This is a genomic window from Collinsella aerofaciens (assembly GCF_020709435.1).
GTDB lineage: Bacteria > Actinomycetota > Coriobacteriia > Coriobacteriales > Coriobacteriaceae > Collinsella > Collinsella aerofaciens_AU.
The window spans coordinates 1-19875 of record NZ_JAJFDP010000012.1; the positions used below are offsets into that span (position 1 = coordinate 1).

Below are 19875 nucleotides of genomic sequence, written 5' to 3' on the forward strand. Positions count from 1 at the left end.
GGAGAGAGCGCTCCCGCAAACTGCCTCTTGACAACTTATAGGAGCGTCGGTTTTATTGAGTATTTGTTGCGATGTGCTCGGCATATCCAAATAAGTCTACTCACTTGCATCTAAGACGCACCAGATAGGCAAAAACCGCCGCAAAAAGGGGGCCGGTTCCCTTCGCGGCAGCCGTTAATACGCCGAGCTTGTTATCGTAAAAGCCAATCACGCGCCGAAACCACACTACAGTCTTTCGACTCATACGTTGAGTCCACGCGGGCCACAACATAGCGCGCATCTTTTGCAATGTCGATCTCATCGCATACAGTCTGTAGATGGCGGGCGTACTTATCGTGATACGTTCTGGATGATTTTATTTCGATAGCCTTGGGACTCCCTGAGTTTGTACAGTCGAGCAAATCGATTTCACGCTTGCTGTCGTCCCTATAGAAATACAGCTCGGGATTCTCGCCCACGTTGAGATGGCTCTTCGCCGTTTCGGAAACGATGAGGTTTTCGAAAACGGCCCCCAGATAAGGGCTCTCCAATAGTTGCTCCAGTGATCCAATTTTGAGCAAGTAGCAGAGCAGCCCCGTGTCGTAAAAATAGAGCTTGGGCGTTTTAGTTAGACGCTTCTTGGCATTTGCATAATAGGGCTGCAGCGAAAACGTCAGGTAGCTCTGCTCCAGAATGGACAACCAGCTTTTAATGGTCGATACGCTCACGCCCGTATCTCGAGAAAGCGAGGATATATTGATGAGGGCACCGACGCTCTGAGCAATTATGGACAGAAACTTATGAAACTCCGCCTTATTGCGCACATCAAGCAAGCCCACAACATCGCGCTCAACATAGGTATCGATATAGCTGGGAAAATAAACCGAGGACGGCATTCCGGCGGAACGCAGGCGAGGGTATCCCCCTTCGAGCGCGAACAAATCCACTTCCAGCTGCCCCTGCTGGCCCCTCTCCGCTTCTCGAAACGATAATGGCAGCAATTTTAAGATCCCGACTCGCCCGGCAAGAGACTGCCCGATGCTTTTCATCATCAAAAAGTTTTGCGAGCCTGTAAGGATGTATTGACCGGCGTCTCCCCGCTCATCCGAAACAACCTGGATCATTGAAAACAAATCCGGGGCGTATTGCGCCTCATCGATGATGAGTCCGCCCTTTCGGTTGCGGATAAAACTCACCGGATCCTCCAAGGCCGCGCGCCTCGTTTGAGGGTCCTCAAGCGTGACGTAGGAATAGTCGGGAAAGGCATGCCGAACCAGCGTAGACTTACCACTCTGCCTAGGCCCTGTCAACGACACAACAGGAAACCAGCCTGCCATGCGAATGAGCAACTCATGCAAATCCCTGTTAATGAACTCAGCCATATCAACGCCCCTTATTACGCTGTTACCATAATCGAATAGTTTCATTCTCCATAATCTTATAGTAGCGTTTACCATAATCTTATAGTAACCCAGTTCAAAAGCATTATTTATAGAGCCGAAATCTCAGACCCTAAATAACAAAAGCCACCACAATGGGGGCTGTCCCCATTGTGGTGGCTTGCAGGCGAGTTAACTTGTTCGACTATCGTACGCCAGCCATGTCCGAGCCTAGAGCGTGGCAAGGCGCTTGGACTCGTGCGCGGCGAGCGCAATGGAGATGATGCCAGTAATGGCATCGGCCACCACCAGGGCGATCCACACGCCCTCGACACCCATCATGTTGCCGAGGAGGTACATAAGCGGCACCGAGCAGATCACATAGCGAAGCAGGCCCGTAAACGTGGCGACACCCACCTTCTCGACCGCCTGGAAATACATCGACATGGTCATGGCAAGATAGCCCAGGGCAACAGCCAGGATGACAGTACGCGTGGCGTTGGCGGCAACCTCAACGAGCGCAGGATCGCTGCCGGCAAAGAAGGCGCACACCGGGGTGGCGGCAAGCCAGAGCGCGACGGTGACCAGCGCCAGCGTCACAACCTGGTACTTAAGCGTGCAGGAGAGCGTCTCCTTAAGGCGTGCCCAAGCCTTTGCGCCGGCGTTGAAGGCAGCGATGGGCTGCAGACCGTAGGAGAAGCACTGGGCAACCATCATGGTAATGTAGAGGATGTAGCCGTTGATCACGCCAAAGGCTGCGATGTAGAGCGAGCCCATGTCGCCGCCGAGCGAACCCAAAAGCGAGTTGGCAACGGTATTAAAGATAAAGGTCGCACCCTGGACCAGGAAGAACGGGAAGCCGATCTTGAAGATCTGGCCGCAGATGGCGAGGTCGAGCTTAAGGTCGGCCAGGCTAATCTGGAGCTGGGACTTTTTGCCCCCGATGAACCAGAAGATACCGATGGCCCAGATACCGATGGAAAGCCCGTAGTACACGCCGGCGCCCATAACGCCAAACTTGAGCACAAACGTGGAAAGCGCGAGCCAACAGATGGCGACGATGGCCGAAACGGTCATGAGGTTGGCCTGGATCTGAACCTTCTCGTCCACACGCATCACAGCGGTGATCATCTGGCCAATGACCGTGAGCGGCAGCAGCACGGCGAAGGTGCGCACGCCGGCAACGGTATCGGCCATGATGTCGGGCGTGGCGCCAAAGAATGTGCAGATGGGCTCGGTAAACACTGCCATCACCACAGCAAGCAGCACACTCACGATCGTGGTGAGCCAAAAGCCCTGGCTAAAAGCCTTGCTTGCGCCCTTGATGTCGCCGGCACCCAAAAGGTTGCCCACCACGGCGGGCACGCCGGTGCCAAACAGGTTGCCAAAGGCCAGGTTGATGTACTCGACCGACATAATGATCGAGACACATGCCAGGCCGTGGGCACCTAGGCCCCAACCCATCACGAGGCCCTCAAGGACCACCATGATGATCTGGGCGAGCATGCCCTGGCCGGTGACGATGGTGTACTTACGCACCAGACCGGGAATCGGTTGGGAGGCGAGCTCGCGCTCCTCCTCCACGGCAGCGGTTACTTCTTCTGCCATTGTTCTCCCCTTTCCTTGAGAGAGTAGTGCTGAATGGATGTCAGGCGGCTGACAACTGGCACCAAGCCGCCCAATCAAACGATGGCGCTATGCCTCAAAGACCACCTTGCCGGCGATCATCGTGAGGGCTGCGGTAGCCTCGAGCACCTCGGCCGGCTCGCAATCAAAGAGATTGCGGTCGAGCACGCAGATATCTGCCTGTTTGCCGCACGCGAGCGTGCCGATGCGGTCCTCGGCATGCATGGCGTAGGCGCTGCCATAGGTGTAGGCGCGCAGAGCCTCGGCCATGGTAATGCGCTCCTGGGGGAACCAGCCCTCAGGGTTGGAACCGTCCTCGAGCATGCGGAAGACCGCGCCGTACACCTCCTCCATGGGCTCCAAGCCCACAACGGGGAAGTCACTGCCCAGGTGCACCACGGCTCCGCTGGCAAGCAGGCTATGCAGGGGCCACGAAAGCGCGGCACGCTCGGGACCCACGGCTTCGTCCTTGGCAAGGTCAGCCATATCGAGCAGCATGTGCCACGGCTGCATGCCGGGGCAGACGCCGAGCTCGGCATAACGCGGCATATCCTCGGGTTGAACCGTCTCGTTGTGCTCCATGGAGTGGCGACAATCCCGCTTGCCATGCAAGCGCTCGCCCTCCTCAAAGCAATCGAGCACAAAACGCACCGAGCGATCGCCGATTGCATGGATGCGCGTGTCAACGCCCCATTCCTGCGCCCTCAGGATGGCAGCACGGATGCGCTCCGGCTCCTCCGCGGGCTCACCACAGGTGTCGGGTGCGTTGCTATAGGGTTCAAGCATCCAGGCGGTATGGTCGGAGCACACACCATCAAGGAACTGCTTAAAGCCGTGCCACTCCACCTGCGTACCCGGGAAGGCGTATTTCTCCTTGATCTGCTCGAGCGTCAAGGACTCGTTTTCGAACAGGTCGGTGTACAGGAACACGCGCAGCGGCAAGTCGCCCTTGGCATTAAGACCTGCCAACACCGCATACGGGTTTTCCATGCTCACAAACGTAGGATTGACCATGCCGACCGTAGTGATTCCCAGGGCATTGGCGCGCCGGGCGGTTTTTGCAAACGACGCGTCAACAACCTCGGGCGCTGGGTCGTAGACCTCGTCCATAAAGAAGGCGCCGGCGTTGTTGGAAAACACGCCCGTCAGATTGCCGTCGGCATCCTTAAGGATCTTGCCGCCTGCGGGATCGGGCGTCTGCGAAGTTACTCCCACCTTGTTGATGGCGCAGGTATTGGCACTAAAGGTATGCAAGTCAACCTGCTGCAGAAATACCGGGCGGTCGGAGATGTACTCATCGATCATCGCGGCCGTGGGCATCTCGGGGACATCCCACTGGAACTGGATAATCTGGCAGCCCAGAATCCACTCGTTATCGGGATGGTCGGCCGCAAACGCCACGACACGTTCCATCGCCATCTCAAAACTGGTGCAGTCGATGAGGTTGACGGCAAAATCGGGGTCGGTCATAAACGCGCCCTGGGCAAAATGCGTGTGCGAGTCGATCAGGCCGGGCATGACGAGCTGGTCGCCAAAGTCGCGCACCTCGGTATCGGGACCGATAAACGGTGCCAGGTGAGCATCGTCACCGCAGGCAACGATTTTATCGCCCCGCACGGCAACGCCGCCCTTAAACGGCTCGAGCCCATCGCCGGTAAAGACGGCGTCGCTCTTGATAACTACATCAGCCTTGTCCATGCGAGCCTCCTCAGGCATCTTTGGTTGTAACGCGGACGCACCGCCCGCGTGGGCACTCGGTTGGGAGCGTAGCGCTCCCGCATCGGCGCGTGCCTACAAGCCGTGCTCGGACGTCTGTCCCACGTCCGCGGCTTCGCGCTACACCCATTGATACACAGGGGCAAATCCGTGCCAAGGCCAGGGACCGCAAACGGTCAGTTTAAGCAGGTTTACACGCTTTACCTGCAGGTTTATTGTCTGAGATTATTACCGCTTCATTACGCCCAACGGTGTGGCCGCCCACACAGCAAGACCCGCATGCGAGGAAGAATGAGGCTAGGAACGCCAAAAGGTATCTATAAGGTCATCTCGGTTGGAGACGCCGCTTTTAACGTAGATGCGATGCAAGTGTGCCTTGACCGTGCCAGGGCTGATGACCAACTCGCTGGCGATGTTTTGGGCGTCGTTGCCCTTCAGCACCAGCGTGAGCACCTCCTGCTCGCGCCGTGACAGCTTATGGGCGTCGGCATAAATCACCACACGCGATGCGAGATCGTCCTCAGAGCTTGCGCTCTCGGCTGCCACGTCCTCATCGGCACGCGGATGACGGGCATACACACGCAGGATATGGCTAAACTGGCAAAAAAGCTGAGCCGCGCATACCACGAGCAGCACGTTTTCGGAGATATTGCGCTCGGACAGATACCACAAAAAGAGGCCGATGACGGGGTTTTGGGAGTCGGGGCGGCAGAACAAGATCATGTAGGTGTCCTCGGCGATCACGCAAAACACAAGAACGAAGGCCACCTTCCAAAAGAGCTTTGAGCGGTCGAGGTCGAGTTTCTCAACACGCGTTGCTCTGTACCGGTAATGCCAGGCGGCATAGGCAAGACATCCTACATTACCCAGGTCACGCGTGAGCCAAAAGAGATACTGCTGCACCTCTCCGGCAGCGCCGCTGCGAGGCACCAGCAGCAATTGCAAGATTGAAAACGGCACGATAGCGAGTCCGAGCATGCGCGACGTCGGTCTTTTGCGCAAGCGCGCAAACATCCATAGCACCACGCAGGCATAGATGGCAATACCAAGCACGCAGCGCAGCAAGGGGTGCTGCAGCGGCTCGCTAAAGGTAACGGCGTAGTCGTATTTGAGCCGATTGTACTCGTCAAAAAAGATGACCGACATATCGAGCATATAGAGCAAAAAACCCGCCGCGGCCACGAGGCTGTCGCGACGGCGCGTCATGAGCCAAACCACCAATGCCACGGCACTGGTCACCAGAGCCACACCCATGATAATCGTGGTGTAGATATAGAACGCGAAACTCATGCCCGCCTCCCCTGTCTAGATGCTGTGAGGATGTTGACAGATTCTTTGCCGCAAGATTAGACTCACCGATTAAACGTACTGTATCGTTTAGATAAACAAGCTGTGTCTCACCGATGAAAGGAGATGCCATGACACCGATCGCTCCGCTCAAGATGCTCGTCGCGCCCGCCGCCAAGGCCATCACCCAACTCGGTTCTTCCATGACCTACGACAATGTCCCCTGCGCCGTTGAGGCGCGTTCGGACAGCTGCCCCTACCTGGGCCACGTCCCCTACTTTGCACCCAAGCTCGCATCTGATCCCGAGCAGCGTGAGCAGTAATCCAAGATGCATCTAGCACCGCACAACTCGCGGCGCTACTGTTTTGGTGCAAAGCGACCTGTCCCCCTTGCGCCAACGCCGGGATTGTCGATGCTGCGGCCGCGGCGCGATATGAGGCGCGAAACCTCGCCCAGCAACACGCCGATCACCACACCCATGAGGATCGGCAACTTTGACATCTCGGCGGGCGAGCTGTTAAGCGGCACGATTGTCGCAACAATCGAAAGCACGAGTTCTACCACCGGCACCGCAAGCGCTACCGCAAGCACCTTGCCCTCGAAGGGCGCGCGAAACACGCGCGGGCGGTCGTCGTATTTACGCAGGCGCCAAAACGCCGGGAACATCGGGATATAGCTCATGAGCAGAAAGACGACGTTCATCGAGAAGAAGACCCAAAAGACGTCGGAACCTTCACCCAGCGGAATCTGAAGTAGCAGCACCAAGCTGGCAAAACAACCGTTAATGAGTGCCGAGCCGTTGGGCATGCCGGTCTTCTTGGACACCAGCGCAAAGGGACGCGGCATGTTGCCATGGCGCGCGGCATAGCTCGCCACGTTGTTGACGCCAAAGCTCCAACAGATCATGTTGGCAAACAGCGTTACCAGAAAGGCCACGCCCACGACCATCGTCAGCGGGTGAGCGCGCCCCACCATGGCGGCAACCGCGTCCACAATGCCCGAATCGAGTGAAAGCTGCTCGGTGGGAACCGCGGCTCCAATACCGATGCCACAGATAATGTAGATCGCCGCGATGGCAACGCCACCGGCGATAACCGCCTTGGAGATATCGCGCGATGGGTTCTTCATCGTGCTGGCAAAGGTCGCGACCACCTCAAAGCCCATAAAGTTGAATAGGATGATTGAAAGATACGTCAGTGAGTTAGTGTCTCCCAGATCGGGGACAAATGTCTTAAACGACATATCGTTGGCAAAGCCGTTGTTGCAGGCAAACCAGATGCCGATGATTCCCACCACGGCGGTAATGAGCACCTTGATGACGGCGCCGCCATCCATGACCCAATCGGCCTCGGCCACCGGCTGCATTGCCATGACCGTGACGCCCCACACAAAGGCAAGCTCGATGGCAATTCGGACCCCAAGCGAAAATTCGATGCCCCATACCGCATTGATGACACTGGGGAACATGCAGGCGATACTTGCCACCCACAGTGGAAAGTTGACCCAATAGCACCAGGAGCAGCGTGCACACCAACGGTCTCCCAAGCCCAGGCGAACCCAGTCGTACAGGCCGCCCTCGGAATCGAACGCCGTACCGAGCTCGGCCACCACCAGGCCATAGGGAAGCAAAAACGTAATGATAAGGAAGATCCACCAGAAGAACTGCACGTTACCCATGGCAGATGCCGGAGCAGCCGCCTCGATGGTAAAGACAACGCAGATAACCGAGAGGATGACCTCGAACAGGGAGAACTTTTTACCTGCCATGGCACGCTTCCCCTACAGCAAAAAGGATGGCATCTGTACCGAAGGCGCAGCCCAAGGTAGGGTTGCAGGCCGCGTCACCGGTGCAGGTGCCATCCCAAAGAGAAGAGAGGATGCAATTGTTGGACCAACGCTCGCGGAACAGGCGCGTGTAGATAACGATACGCTGGTACATAGATACTCCGATCAAAACGGCCGCGATTGCGACCGGAATCTTTTGGCAATTGAAGACGCGTCTGACCTGGGATATTCAAGCGAACAATTGGCCTAACCCGCAATAAATCCCAGATCAGACGCGTACTCAATCAAAGAGGCGGGCACTCCGAAGTGGAGGCAACGGAGTGCCCAAAGAAAAACCCAGCCGACCAAGACATCGAATAAACCGACCATCAATGCCCCGAGATGGTCACGGTGCGATTCACCGACTGTCCGATTGATCGGCTGGGTTTCTGAGGTGCGGCAGATTGCCCTGAAAGAGGAGGGCATAGACCTTAAGGGTCATGCCCGACGATTGAAGGGCAAGGTGCCGTGCCTCGGGAAGACAGACAATTACGCGGACGGCTCCTGCTGAGTAATGCAGTGGATGTTGCCGCCACCGAAGACGACCTGCTCGGACTGAACGCCGACGCACTTGTAGACGCCCTCGCCCCAGACCTCGTCGTAGATCTTCTGGAGCGTGTCGACGGCCAGCTGGTCGTTCTCGTCGCCGTACTGCGGGACGATAACGCCGTGGTTGGTCACGAGGTAGTTCATGTAGGAGGCGATCAGCGGCTCGTCGGGGACGCGCGGCTCGGCGTTCTCGTCGGCGTCGATGGTGTCGCAGGAAGCCTGGTCCATGAACAGCGGGTTCACGGGCATGCAGAGCTTGTAGACCTTCATCTTGCGGCCCTTGGCGTCGACGGCGTTGGAGAGGGTCTCGTAGGCAGCGTGGCACTGCTCGTAGAACGGATACTCGGGATCGTCGGTCCAAATGCAGGCCATGACGCCCGGCGCGATGAACGTGGCGACGTCGTCGATGTGGCCGTTGGTCTCCTCGGGGTCGATGCCCTCCTTGACCCAGATGACCTTCTCGACACCCAGGTAATCCTTGAGGTGCTCGTCCATGTAGGCGCGAAGCTCCTCGCTCCAGGGCTCAAACTTCTTGCGGTACTTGGGCCAGATGGACTCGGGATCCTCTTCCTCCTCCAGAACCGCAGAGCAGGTGCGGCCCGGGGAAAGCAGGCACTGGTCGGTCACGACAAGGGTGCCCTCGCCGTCGACGGTGATGGAGCCGCCCTCGAGGATCATGTCGTCGGGACGATAGCGGCGGCAGCCGGAGAGCTCAGCCATCTTGAGGGCGATCTGCTCGTCCTTGTCCCACGGGAAGTACAGGCCGTCGACGAGGCCGCCGTAGGCGTTGAAGTGCCAGTGGTTGGCGCGCTTCTCGCCCTTGCCGTTGATGACGTAGGTGGCGGCAGTGTCGCGGAACCAGGCGTCGTCGGTGGTCATCTCGATGACGGTGACGTTCTCGTCGTTCTCGAAGACGGCCTTGCAGTTGGCGTAGTCGACCTGGTTGGCGCACATATAGACCGGGGTGAACTCGGAGATGGCGCGGGCGATGGCGGCATACTGCTTCTGGGCCGGCTTGGCGCCGTGGGCCCAGGTGTCGGTGCGGTGGGGCCAGCCCATCCACACGCGATCCTGCGGGGCGAACTCGGCGGGCATGAAGAAGCCGTCGGCCTTGGGGGTGGACTCGGACTCGGTGATCGTACGCATAAGATTTCCTCCAAATCGAACGATCGCTTGCTGCGGGCGGGTTACCCGCAGCCTAAAACCAAGAGATGGTAGGCGCCCGTTCCCCGGCAAAGGTCGGGGCGCCCGGTGCCGGTTTTCACGGAATCGCACCGGCAAGCGACGACGTAACCAAGTGCGCGGAGACAAAACGCACGAAGGATACGGAAGAGAGATTGGGGTGGGCGGTGGTTACCGGAGCTATCGCTCACACCCACCCCGGGGGAATGGTTAGCAAACCTGTCGCTTGGACACGCCTCCGAAGAGGCTAGAGTGCCCGGAGTCGGGAGCGACAAGCCCGACGAAGCGCGCGTTGGTACACGAGGAGGGTTGGAGCCCCAGAACCGGGTGCTCTAGTTCTCCTCGGCCTCGGCGGCCTCCTCAGCGAGACGCTGGGCTGCGAGCTCAGGGGTCAGACCCTTGTACTCGGTCTCGCGGCCCTTAGCGCTGACGACGCGGACGACCTCGCCGATGAGCACGAGCACGATGAAGATAACGATCATCGGGACCTTGTCGCCAATTTCAGCAGCGGAGAACGGGATCAGCGTGGCAACGATGGCAAGAACCAGCTCGATGCAGGGGATGGCCAGCATGACCTTCATCATGGCGCCCTTAAACGGGAACGTGAAGATGCGCTCACGGTTGGGGTCGTTCTTACGAAGGTTGAGGAACGCCGGGAACATCGGGATGTAGGTCAACAGCAGGAAGACGACAGAGGTGCCAAAGAGCATCCAGAAGACACCGTTGGAGATGGCGTCGATGGGAACGAGCTGCAGGCACAGCACCAGGGAGGCAACGACAGCGTTGACCAGGTTGGCGCCGTTGGGCATGTCGTCATCCGAGATCATCGAGGCGAAGACCTTGGGCATGTTGCCGTGCTCGGCAGCGTAGCGAGCAACGGAGTTAACGCCGAAGGACCAAGCGGCCATGTTGGCGAACAGGGTGATCAGGAAGGCGATGCAGATGACCTTAAAGATCATGGAGTCGCCCACCATGGTCTGGACTGCGACGATCATGCCGTAGTCGGGATCGATGGAGTCGGCCGGCACGGCGGCGCCGATGCCAAAGCCAGCGAACAGGTAGATCACGGCGATGGACAGGCCACCGACGATGATAGCCTTGGGGATATCGCGAGCGGGATCGGCCATGTCGTCGGTCATGGTGCAGATGACCTCGAAGCCCATGAAGTTAAAGATGATGATCGACAGGTAGCCGAGAGCGTTGGTGTTGGTGAGCTCGGGCAGGAAGGTGGCAGCGGACATGTCGTTCGCAAAACCGTTCTCCATGGCATACCAAATGCCCAAAGCGCCAACGATAACGGCAACGGCGACCTTGATGATGGCGCCACCGTTAAGGACCCACTCGGAGTCGGCCGCCTTGGAGCGGCCCATGAGGTAGACGATCCACACAAAGGCAAGATCGATACCCATCTTGGCGATCAAGTTGAACTCGACGCCAAAGACCATGCCCAAAATGTCGGGGAACATGGTAGCCAGCGAGGCGATCCACAGCGGGTAGTTGACCCAGTAGTAGTACGAGATGCGGGCGCCCCATTTGTCGCCCAGGCCATCGCGTACCCAGTCGTAAATGCCGCCCTCGCCGTCATAGGTGGTACCGAGCTCGGCGACAACCATGCCGTAGGGAAGCAGGAAGGTCAGGATCAGGAAGATCCACCAGAAGAACTGCTGGTTGCCAATGGCAGCAGCAGGAGCGGCGGCCTCGCAAACGAAGACGACGCAGATGATGGTCGAAATGACCGTCAAGAAGGAAAGCTTTTTCTTTCCGTCGCTCATGATGAGCTCCTTCGCTCAGTCTTGGACAGATCCGAGGCCCTAAGGTATTAAGGCAATTGCTTGGGCCTCGGTGAGCGGGCGACAGGAGACGAGCATCCGCCGCCCGCAAACGTGCTTTTAGAAGCCTTGAGGCTTAGAGCTGCTCGAGAGCCTCGAGAGCGGCGTGGAGCTCAGCCTTGGCGGAGTACTCGACACCCTCGTCGTTGAGCGGGGTGCGCTTGCCCAGGGCGGCAAGGAGAGCACGGATGGAGTGCTTGCGGTTCTCGGCCTCGACCCAGCACAGGGAGCGCTCGGGATCGTCCATGACTTCGTCGACGACCTCCTCGTTGCGGGTGGCCGGCAGGCAGTGCATGAACTTGGAGTTGGGGCCGGCAAAGTTCATCATGTCCATGGTGACCTGATACTTGGGATAGAACACGTCCATGTAGTTCTCGCCCGAGACCTCCTCGTCGTACAGGCCATACCACACGTCGGTGTAGATGAAGTCGGCGCCCTTGATGCACTCGATGTCGTCGGAGATGACGACAGAGCCGCCGGAGACCTTGCAGTTCTCCTCGGCGATGGCCATCATCTGCTTGCCGAACTCGGCGCGCTCCTCGACGGTGCCAACGTGCAGGCCGCCGTCGGGAATCTGGTGGCCCTTAGGTCCAAACTGGACAAACTTCATGCCGACCTTGGAGGCGATGAACATGAGGGAGACGCAGACCTGGGTGGCGTCGCCGATGAAGGCCAGGGTGCAGTCCTCGATCTTCTTGCCCTCGGGGAGGTTCTCGAGCATGGTCATGAGGTCGCCCATCTCCTGCGTGGGATGGTTGAACTCGGACATGCCGTTGATGACGGGCACAGCGGAGCCCTCGGCGAGGCCGACGACGTCCTTGTGACGGTCAACGCGAGCCATCATGATGTCGAGCAGCGAGCCCATAACGCGAGCGGTGTCGCCCAGGGACTCGTGACCGCCGAGCTGGATGGTGCCAGGGCCATAGAACTGAGCATGGCCGCCGAGGTCGGTCATAGCGGTCTCGAAGGAAAGACGAGTGCGGGTGGAGACCTGCTGGAAGATCATGCCAAGGCTCTTGTTGCGGAGCAGGTGCGGATAATAACCGTCAACCTTGATGGCCTTCTTCATTGCCAGACCAAGATCCTCGATAGCCAGGATCTGCTCTTTGGTGAAGCCGTTGGTGTCGATGAAATCCTTAGGCAGTGCCATGTCGATTTCCTTTCCGCCGGTCTTGCCGACTATTACTATGAGGCGCTCGAACATCACGCCTCGTGTTGACAAGACCATCATTCACCCGTATGCAATTTTTACCTAGTTTATTCGGGATTAAAGACCGTTCATGGAGTTACACCCCCTCTAAACCAATATAAACCCGCAGGTCAAGAGTTTACAGGGGGTTTACCATCTAGAACCGCGAACGGTATACGGCTATGCTGTATCTCGGCGCCTAATCCGCAATGAAACGAAGGGTTGAGACGTCTATATCCCACAAGGTATACAGAGCTCGGCCATAGAATAAATGAGATGGGACGGTGACAGATGAACACCCTGATGTTCTTCTATACCCTAGCGATACTCGTGATCTGTATTGTGACGGCGGTGCTCTCGCTTGCCGCCTATGCCTCGTCTCGTCGACGCTTCTTTATCTATGGCAGCGGCGTATTTATCTGCTATGCCATCGAGATGACCGAGATTTTCTTTTTTGAATACACGCTGCAAAACCAGAGTTTTCCAGCCAGCGACTATTACTCAATTACCATGCCTGTGTTGCGGACCTTTGTGGCGACCGCTTCGCAGGCTTTTATTTGGCTCATTGCCATGGATTTGCTCGACAAGCATTCAAAAAAGCAGTTTGTCATTCCCGTCGCAACGTTCTTGCTGAGCGAGCTGCTGATTATCGTCGCTGTCCCCTACGGCCCCATTCATCAATGGCTCTACTACACGATGCGTCAGGTATTCCTTGTTTTCGTGGGGCTATATATCTTTTGGACGGCACGCAAGAGCACGCAAGTCGAGCTGAAGGCACGCGTTAACAACCAACGAAAGCACCTGATTATCGGCGCTATTCTGGTCGGTTGCATCGTTGCCGAGGATTTCTACAACATTCTGATTGTCCCCATGAGTCTGGCGCCCTCTTGGCTGCAACTATATCTGTCCGAGCGCAACTTTAGCGAAAACGTCTTTGCCTGCTACTTTGCGATTCTGCTGATCATCTACTCCTACCACGTGCTTTCAATCCGCATGCAGGAGGCGCCCGAGGAAAAGAACGTCAGCGATCTTGATCGACACATCGAAGAGCAGATGCCCTTCTATCGCAACGCCTACAAGCTCTCCAACCGTGAGACCGAAGTTATGCGTCTGGTCGTACTGGGCAAATCGAACCAAGAGATCGCTGACGAGCTATTCCTTGCCGTGGGCACCGTCAAGACCCACATCCACAACATCCTGGTCAAAACCGAACAGCAAAACCGCACGACGCTCATCCTCCACTTTTGGAAGCGATAACCTGCCAAAAAGGGACAGGTTTATTTTGGCAGGTTTTATCTGGGCAAACGCCAAAAACCGCCGCGAGGGAGCTACTTTCCCTCGCGGCGGTTTTCTAGCAGTAAAACCAAGTGAGTAGGCTTTTGGCGGGATGCCGAGCACACCTCAAAACGCCACAGCCCTGACCTGCGATTTTATTGAGCACTTGCCGCGATGTGCTCGGCAGATCCAAAAAAGCCTACTCACTTGCATCTGAGATGCTCTAGATACGCAAAATACCGCCGCGAAGGGAGCTGGACTCCCTTCGCGGCGGTTATTCGCTCTGATTTTGCGACGGTTTTGCCCGCTTGTTATTCGCTGTAGCGGGTGGCGATGGCGGCTCGCACCATGCCGGTGCTCATGAGGTAGGTCACCAGGAAGTAGCCGCCGTAGGCTGCCAGGAAGATTGCACAGGTGAGGCCCACGGTGCCACCGATGCTCATATTTCCGAATATGCTCACCAGCTCGATGATCACCTTAAGTGCCACAAAGGAGTGCGCCAGGCCCACTGCCAGCGGGAACAGGAAGAATACCGCTTGCTGCGCCATCACCGAATGGCGAATCTGGCGGTCGTCGCAGCCGATCTGTGCCAGCACACGATAGCTGCGGCTGCCGTCGGCCACGTTGGAGAGTTGCTGGATCGACAGAATCGCCGCGCATGCAACGACCAATACAAAGCCGATGTAGATGGCTAGGTAGCCAATAAGACCGTTCATTTGCGCTGCTTGCGCGTACATCTCGGAGCGTGTGATGAAGGTTCCCCACGACCCCGGCTCCTTGCCGTCAACGAGCAGATTGTCGAGCACAGTGTATTTAATACTCTCGTCTGCCTCGGTCGTATCCATCCCCTGTTTGTAGTTAACGAGCAGGCTACTGGAATACGGCTGCAGATTAAGTTGGGACAACAGCTCGTCGGCAACGACGACGGTACCCGGATTACTGCCCATCGCCGAGTTGGCGATGGCCGCCGTATCTTCGTCCGACTTATCGGTTGCGGGCTTGAGCGTATGCCCGCCCAAGGTAAGGGCATGGCCGCCAGCCATATACTTGGTGTACAGGTCGACCAGCTCGCCGCCCATATCACACGTGAGCAGATACTGGTCGTGACCGATGTGCACCGGCTCCTCGCCCATCATCTGACGCAGTTTGTTGTACTGGCTCGCCGGCGTCACAAACAGACCCATCGTATCGGCATTGCTACCCCCGAACGCCTTGGGAAGCTTTTCGCCCATGGCCTTGCACATTTCACTTGGAGTCACCGAAGGATCCGAACCGCCAAGCGGGTAACTCAGATACGAATCGATCTGCACATGCTCACCGGCAACATCGGCGATATTGACCTTCTTGCCGGTCTCGTCGTTGTTGTCCGCCGACTTGCCCTTACGATCGCCGTGCCATGGATCGCCGTGCCATGCGGAATACAAATCGACCGTACTATCGGCCAGCACCATGCGATCGGCTTCAGACGGATTGATGTACTCTTTGTAGTAGTCGAGCGTATCGGGCGTGTAATAGACATACGTCTGTGACACGTCAACAGGGTTATAGCGCTCCAGGTTTTCGTTCATCACATTGGCAATCGACATACCGCACGTCACCGAGGTGATGGCCAAAAACAGGAGCATCGCGATGACGCCCATCGAAAAGCACACCGTGTTGACCTTGGCCGCAAGCTGGCGCACGGTAAACATGTTGAGGCCGCGCCAATACACGCCGCGCAGGCTCTGCAGCAGCTTGATGAGCATGCCCGAGAGTCCCCAGAACAGGGCAAAGGTGCCCACTGTAACCATAGCGGTCGTAATACCAAACTGGTTCATGGCCTCTTGCAACTTGCTGTCCGTCGCGGTTAGCGGGAACCCATCACGTAGCAGACGGTAATAGGCCACGCCCACAAGCGCCACGCCCACGGCAAAGATGGCAATCGCAATCCAGGGGTTGCGTGTCTTGATGCTCTCGTTGCGACGCTCGGCACCCATAAGCTCGATGAGTTTGGTACGACGCACGGCGCGAAGGTTCAGCAGTAGCGTGAGCACAAACATTACGAGCATGCAGACAAGGGTCAGGTTGAACGCATGCACCGAGAAAAAGAAGTGAAAATTGGCGATCTGTGTCTTAAAGAGCGAGGCCGTAAAGAACGTCATGAGCTGGGAGAGTCCCACACCCAGCACAATGCCAGCGACAAAGGCCACGACCGACACTATCACGGTCTCGAGCGCCATGATCGTGGCGACGCGCCCGCGCCCCATGCCGAGCACCTGGTACAGGCCAAACTCCTTCTTGCGGCGTTTCATGATGAAGTTATTGGCGTACACCATCAAAAAGGCCATGACACCGGCCAAAAAGTACGTCAGGTCGCCGAGCATGCTGCCCATAACCTGCGCCAAGCCCTCTTCATCAATTCCGGCGATGTCGACCTGCATCGAGATGGTGTTAAAGGCATAGAAGACCGTGACGCCCAGGGTGAGCGTCAAAAGGTAGACGAGGTAGTCGCGGCCGGCACGGCGGACGTTACCCCAAGCGAGTTTACAGAGCATCGGAGCCCTCACCGCCCATCATGGCAACGACCTCCATAATGCGGTCGAAGAACTCTCGGCGGTCGGTGTCGCCGCGGCGCAGCTCGGTGAAGATCTTGCCGTCGCGGATAAACAGCACACGGCTCGTGTAGCTGGCGGCAAAGCTGTCGTGCGTGACCATGAGCACGGTGGCGCGCAGGCGGCGGTTGAGGGCCTCTAGGCTCTCGAGCAGCAGGCGGGCGCTTTTGGAGTCGAGGGCGCCGGTAGGCTCGTCGGCCATGATCATGGTGGGGTCGGTGACGAGCGCGCGAGCCGCGGCAACGCGCTGCTGCTGGCCGCCGGACATCTGGTAGGGATACTTGTCGAGCACCTGACTGATGGACAGGCGCGCTGCCACATCCTGCACGCGGGTCGAGATCTCTGCCGAGTTTGTGCGGGCGATGGTGAGCGGCAGGGCGATGTTCTCGCGTGCCGTGAGCGTATCGAGCAGGTTGGAGTCCTGGAAGATAAAGCCGAGCTCCTCGCGGCGGAACTGCGAAAGCTTAGCCTGCTTCATGCGTGTTACGTCCTGCCCGTTGATGCGGATCGTGCCACTTGTAGCGCTATCGATGGTCGACAGGCAGTTGAGCAACGTCGACTTGCCCGAGCCCGAAGCGCCCATGATGCCCACGAATTCCCCGCGGTTGACGGTAAAGCTGACGTCGTTGAGCGCGCGGGTCACGTTACCCAGCGCCCCATATACCTTTTCGAGATGCGCGACCTCCAGTACCGGGGTCGCTGCTTGCGTGGTTTGCATACCGAGTCCTTTCTTGCGATTAGTCTACGGCATCTATAGTCGCAAGAAGACGAGTCGGCTACCATCGATATGGCTTACGCTTGCCTTACCGTTGTGTAAGGTAGGGCAGCTCATTTGGGACGGGCTTTTTTGACTACTGAGCGCATGATTTTTCTGGGACGGGGATTAAAAAATCATTATGTACCGAATGATTTTTTAATCCCCGTCCCAGAAAAATCATCGACGAGGCAAAGGGGCATCCCGTGGGTAGTCAAAAAAGCCCCGTCCCAAATGAACCGCCCTGCCATGTGTTGATGCTGAGAGAGGACTCCTGTTGAAGACTGTTCATGTTGCCGCTGGGATCATTCGCAAGGAAGGATCCGACGAGCTACTGGCCGTGCAGCGCGGCTATGGCGACATGCAGGGACTTTGGGAGTTCCCCGGTGGCAAGCTCATGCGCGGCGAGACGCCCGAGGACGCCGTACGCCGCGAGCTCATGGAAGAGCTGCAGGTAAAAGTCACCAACCTGCGCGATTTCTATACCGTTGAGTATGACTACCCCGATTTCCATCTCTCCATGGAGTGCTACTACTGCTCGCTCGCCGATGAATCCGATGAACCCCAGAAGCACGACCGCCAGCTCGATATCCGCTGGATTCCGCGCGCCTCGCTTGCCACGGTGGAATGGATGCCCGCCGACAAGGGGCTTATCGATGCCCTGATTGAGCTGAAGGAAGACCGACTCGAGACAAGCTCCGCCGATGACGCCGTGCCCAACACAGCCGACAAACCCGCCACCAAACCCAAGCGCGCACCTAAGCGCCGCAGCAAGAAGCGTCCCAAGCCCGGTCTGCTCGACGGCATCGATACCTCGGACCTCTCCGCTGACGAGCGCGAACTGGTCCGCCGTCGCGCCGCCATCAAAAAGTCCATGAAGGGCAACAAGCGCGCCAATACCAAGCCAGAGCTGCTCGTTCGCCAGCGCCTGCGCGCAGCGGGCCTCACCGGCTATCGCCTGGAATGGAAGGTTCCCGGCAAGCCCGACATCGCCTTTCCTGGGCGCAAGATTGCCATCTTCGTCAACGGCTGCTTTTGGCACCGCTGCCCCAAGTGCAACCCGAGCCAGCCCAAGCGCAACGTTGAGTTTTGGGAGGCAAAGTTCCGTCGCAACGTCGAGCGCGACCGCGCTGCCGTGGCAGCACTCACTCAAATGGGCTGGACACCCATAACCATCTGGGAATGTGAGCTCAAGAAAGACCGCATCGACGCCACGATGGAAAAGGTCGTCGAGCAGGTGCGCGCCGCAGAGCCGCAGCGCTAGGAACGAGCCATCCACACGCCCCACACAGGCGAACCACACCCGCGCCACAAACCTTAGAAAGCCCTTAAGCTCAAAACCTTTCAAGAGTGTTACTCGATAGCCTTGAGCTGCGGTTTCATGGTTACATCAAACCTGATTAAGCCTTTCTTTAGCGCTTCTTTGCAACAGCCGCGGCATAATACTGCCAACGCACGGGACCTAGCAGCACACCCCGTGCGCAACCTTTTGGTGGACATCGAGGAGGCCGCATAAGCATGCATTCTTCCAATGACGCAGCACAGCAGCCATCCCTAAAACATGCAAACCTTTTCTCCTTCCCCCCGACACAGAGAAACAGCCTCCTCGACTCCCCCACCACAAAAACCAACCGCTCAACCAATCAGAGCCTCAACTTGCGAGCATCCTTCGAAAAGCTCCAGGCATCCCTAGACAAGGCGTTCCCCGAACAGGCAAGAGCAATCTAAGCCCATCGCGCTTTATACTGATGCCATGCGAAACATGGATCACATAGAATTGCACCGCGGAGGACGCGAGGAAGCGTTTCCCGAGACCGCCGAAGACTGGCCCTATATTGCCGAACGCGCAGAATTCGCTCGCTATCCGGGCAATTCCGTCCCCTGGCACTGGCATTCCGAAGTTGAGCTTTTCTACATGGAGCAGGGAGCGATTGACTATCGAACGCGCGCGGCTCATGAGCACGTACGCTTTGAGGAAGGGTCCGCCGGCTTTATCAACGGCGGCGTTTTGCACAGCACGCTGCAATCACCCAATTCGGCGCCAGCCATTCAAATGCTGCATATCTTTCAGCCGTCGATGCTCGGCGATCCCGCGGGACGTCTCCAAAAGCGCTACATCAACCCATTGCTTCAATGTCGAGGCGTCGATGTGCTCAAATGGTCGCCCACCAACCCCGACGATATGCCCTTTATCGATTTGCTAAAGAGTTCCTTTAACCACGACCTTCAACGGCCGCAGAACGAGATGGCGCTTCGGAATAGCTTGTCAGAGCTCTGGATTCAGATTTACGCCAAGGCCGAACCGCTCTTTTCCTCCGACAACGCCTCTTGGATGACCAACCGCGACGTACAGTTCAAGGCAATCCTGGACTATATCCGCGCAAACTATGCAGCCACTATAGATGTGCCCCAGATGGCATCTGCAGCCGGCGTAAGCGAAAGAGAGTGTTACCGCATTATCGAAGCTTGCGCAGGAACGACCCCGGCGGCATATCTGCGCGCATACCGCGTAAACCGTGCTTGCGAACTTTTGGCACACACCACGCGAACGGTCCAGGCAGTCGCGCGCCAATGCGGCTTTATAACAGCAAGCCATCTTGGCCAGGTATTTAAAGAACAAATGGGGTGCACTCCTTCGAGCTATCGAGCAGCGAGGCAGAATCTCGATAGCACCAGGCAGAAATCCCGCTAGCC

The 19875-nt window shown here is 57.5% G+C and carries 15 protein-coding genes; 5 read left to right on the plus strand and 10 right to left on the minus strand.

The features are described 5' to 3' along the window. Positions 1–191: 191 nt before the first annotated feature. From LK493_RS07605 to LK493_RS07620, 4 genes are all read right to left on the minus strand, one after another. On the minus strand, positions 192–1361 hold the full coding sequence (locus LK493_RS07605; RefSeq protein ID WP_199409482.1) for an ATP-binding protein: 1170 nt from the start codon (positions 1359–1361) through the stop codon (positions 192–194). A gap of 228 nt (positions 1362–1589) precedes the next feature. Continuing rightward, positions 1590–2966, minus strand: coding sequence for an MATE family efflux transporter (locus tag LK493_RS07610; protein WP_117746646.1), 1377 nt, complete (start codon positions 2964–2966; stop codon positions 1590–1592). Between the two features lie 87 nt (positions 2967–3053). Next, the gene (locus tag LK493_RS07615) at positions 3054–4682 is read right to left on the minus strand and encodes an amidohydrolase (protein ID WP_158554608.1); all 1629 of its coding nucleotides are present in this window, start codon (positions 4680–4682) and stop codon (positions 3054–3056) included. A gap of 315 nt (positions 4683–4997) precedes the next feature. Then, positions 4998–5990 carry a helix-turn-helix domain-containing protein gene (locus LK493_RS07620; protein ID WP_217750206.1) on the minus strand — a complete coding sequence of 331 codons (993 nt, stop codon included), beginning with the start codon at positions 5988–5990 and terminating at the stop codon, positions 4998–5000. A gap of 128 nt (positions 5991–6118) precedes the next feature. Between LK493_RS07620 and LK493_RS07625 the strand changes: the two genes are divergently transcribed. Further along, on the plus strand, positions 6119–6310 hold the full coding sequence (locus LK493_RS07625) for a hypothetical protein (RefSeq protein ID WP_227790628.1): 192 nt from the start codon (positions 6119–6121) through the stop codon (positions 6308–6310). 35 nt (positions 6311–6345) lie between these two features. Here LK493_RS07625 and LK493_RS07630 read toward each other — a convergent pair whose 3' ends face one another. Beyond that, entirely contained in the window at positions 6346–7755 is a 1410-nt protein-coding gene (locus LK493_RS07630) for an APC family permease (protein WP_227790629.1), read from the minus strand. Here LK493_RS07630 and LK493_RS07635 point away from each other — a divergent pair. Beyond that, positions 7754–8023, plus strand: a complete 270-nt coding sequence (locus LK493_RS07635; RefSeq protein WP_147325424.1) for a hypothetical protein — start codon at positions 7754–7756, stop codon at positions 8021–8023. The genes LK493_RS07630 and LK493_RS07635 overlap by 2 nt on opposite strands. A 278-nt stretch (positions 8024–8301) precedes the next feature. Here LK493_RS07635 and LK493_RS07640 read toward each other — a convergent pair whose 3' ends face one another. From LK493_RS07640 to ptcA, 3 genes are all read right to left on the minus strand, one after another. Further along, positions 8302–9507, minus strand: coding sequence for an agmatine deiminase family protein (locus tag LK493_RS07640; RefSeq protein WP_022094159.1), 1206 nt, complete (start codon positions 9505–9507; stop codon positions 8302–8304). A gap of 368 nt (positions 9508–9875) precedes the next feature. Further along, positions 9876–11315: an APC family permease gene (locus tag LK493_RS07645; protein WP_022093785.1), complete on the minus strand. Its 1440-nt coding sequence runs from the start codon at positions 11313–11315 to the stop codon at positions 9876–9878. 133 nt (positions 11316–11448) lie between these two features. Further along, the gene (gene ptcA / locus LK493_RS07650) at positions 11449–12522 is read right to left on the minus strand and encodes a putrescine carbamoyltransferase (protein WP_227790630.1); all 1074 of its coding nucleotides are present in this window, start codon (positions 12520–12522) and stop codon (positions 11449–11451) included. 330 nt (positions 12523–12852) lie between these two features. Here ptcA and LK493_RS07655 point away from each other — a divergent pair, with 330 nt between their 5' ends. Next, positions 12853–13818, plus strand: coding sequence for a response regulator transcription factor (locus LK493_RS07655; protein ID WP_117635778.1), 966 nt, complete (start codon positions 12853–12855; stop codon positions 13816–13818). A 329-nt stretch (positions 13819–14147) separates the two neighbouring features. Here the strand turns inward: LK493_RS07655 and LK493_RS07660 are convergent, their stop codons facing one another. After that, on the minus strand, positions 14148–16370 hold the full coding sequence (locus LK493_RS07660; protein ID WP_227790631.1) for an ABC transporter permease: 2223 nt from the start codon (positions 16368–16370) through the stop codon (positions 14148–14150). Further along, positions 16360–17145 carry an ABC transporter ATP-binding protein gene (locus LK493_RS07665; RefSeq protein ID WP_227790632.1) on the minus strand — a complete coding sequence of 262 codons (786 nt, stop codon included), beginning with the start codon at positions 17143–17145 and terminating at the stop codon, positions 16360–16362. Before LK493_RS07665 ends, LK493_RS07660 begins: the two co-directional genes overlap by 11 nt. Positions 17146–17458: 313 nt before the next feature. On the opposite strand from LK493_RS07665, the gene vsr reads away from it, so the two are divergent. Both vsr and LK493_RS07675 read left to right on the plus strand, forming a co-directional pair. Beyond that, on the plus strand, positions 17459–18445 hold the full coding sequence (gene vsr / locus LK493_RS07670; RefSeq protein WP_227790633.1) for a DNA mismatch endonuclease Vsr: 987 nt from the start codon (positions 17459–17461) through the stop codon (positions 18443–18445). A gap of 498 nt (positions 18446–18943) precedes the next feature. Then, complete coding sequence (locus LK493_RS07675) at positions 18944–19873, plus strand: AraC family transcriptional regulator (protein ID WP_227790634.1); 930 nt, start codon at positions 18944–18946, stop codon at positions 19871–19873. Positions 19874–19875 lie beyond the last annotated feature (2 nt).

What these genes read in the sequence shown, in the direction of transcription:
- LK493_RS07605 (WP_199409482.1), bottom strand. Translation starts at nt 1,361, where the DNA reads ATGGCTGAGTTCATTAACAGGGATTTGCATGAGTTGCTCATTCGCATG.
- LK493_RS07610 (WP_117746646.1), bottom strand. Translation starts at nt 2,966, where the DNA reads ATGGCAGAAGAAGTAACCGCTGCCGTGGAGGAGGAGCGCGAGCTCGCC.
- LK493_RS07615 (WP_158554608.1), bottom strand. Translation starts at nt 4,682, where the DNA reads ATGGACAAGGCTGATGTAGTTATCAAGAGCGACGCCGTCTTTACCGGC.
- LK493_RS07620 (WP_217750206.1), bottom strand. Translation starts at nt 5,990, where the DNA reads ATGAGTTTCGCGTTCTATATCTACACCACGATTATCATGGGTGTGGCT.
- LK493_RS07625 (WP_227790628.1), top strand. Translation starts at nt 6,119, where the DNA reads ATGACACCGATCGCTCCGCTCAAGATGCTCGTCGCGCCCGCCGCCAAG.
- LK493_RS07635 (WP_147325424.1), top strand. Translation starts at nt 7,754, where the DNA reads ATGGCACGCTTCCCCTACAGCAAAAAGGATGGCATCTGTACCGAAGGC.
- LK493_RS07630 (WP_227790629.1), bottom strand. Translation starts at nt 7,755, where the DNA reads ATGGCAGGTAAAAAGTTCTCCCTGTTCGAGGTCATCCTCTCGGTTATC.
- LK493_RS07640 (WP_022094159.1), bottom strand. Translation starts at nt 9,507, where the DNA reads ATGCGTACGATCACCGAGTCCGAGTCCACCCCCAAGGCCGACGGCTTC.
- LK493_RS07645 (WP_022093785.1), bottom strand. Translation starts at nt 11,315, where the DNA reads ATGAGCGACGGAAAGAAAAAGCTTTCCTTCTTGACGGTCATTTCGACC.
- ptcA (WP_227790630.1), bottom strand. Translation starts at nt 12,522, where the DNA reads ATGGCACTGCCTAAGGATTTCATCGACACCAACGGCTTCACCAAAGAG.
- LK493_RS07655 (WP_117635778.1), top strand. Translation starts at nt 12,853, where the DNA reads ATGAACACCCTGATGTTCTTCTATACCCTAGCGATACTCGTGATCTGT.
- LK493_RS07660 (WP_227790631.1), bottom strand. Translation starts at nt 16,370, where the DNA reads ATGCTCTGTAAACTCGCTTGGGGTAACGTCCGCCGTGCCGGCCGCGAC.
- LK493_RS07665 (WP_227790632.1), bottom strand. Translation starts at nt 17,145, where the DNA reads ATGCAAACCACGCAAGCAGCGACCCCGGTACTGGAGGTCGCGCATCTC.
- LK493_RS07675 (WP_227790634.1), top strand. Translation starts at nt 18,944, where the DNA reads ATGGATCACATAGAATTGCACCGCGGAGGACGCGAGGAAGCGTTTCCC.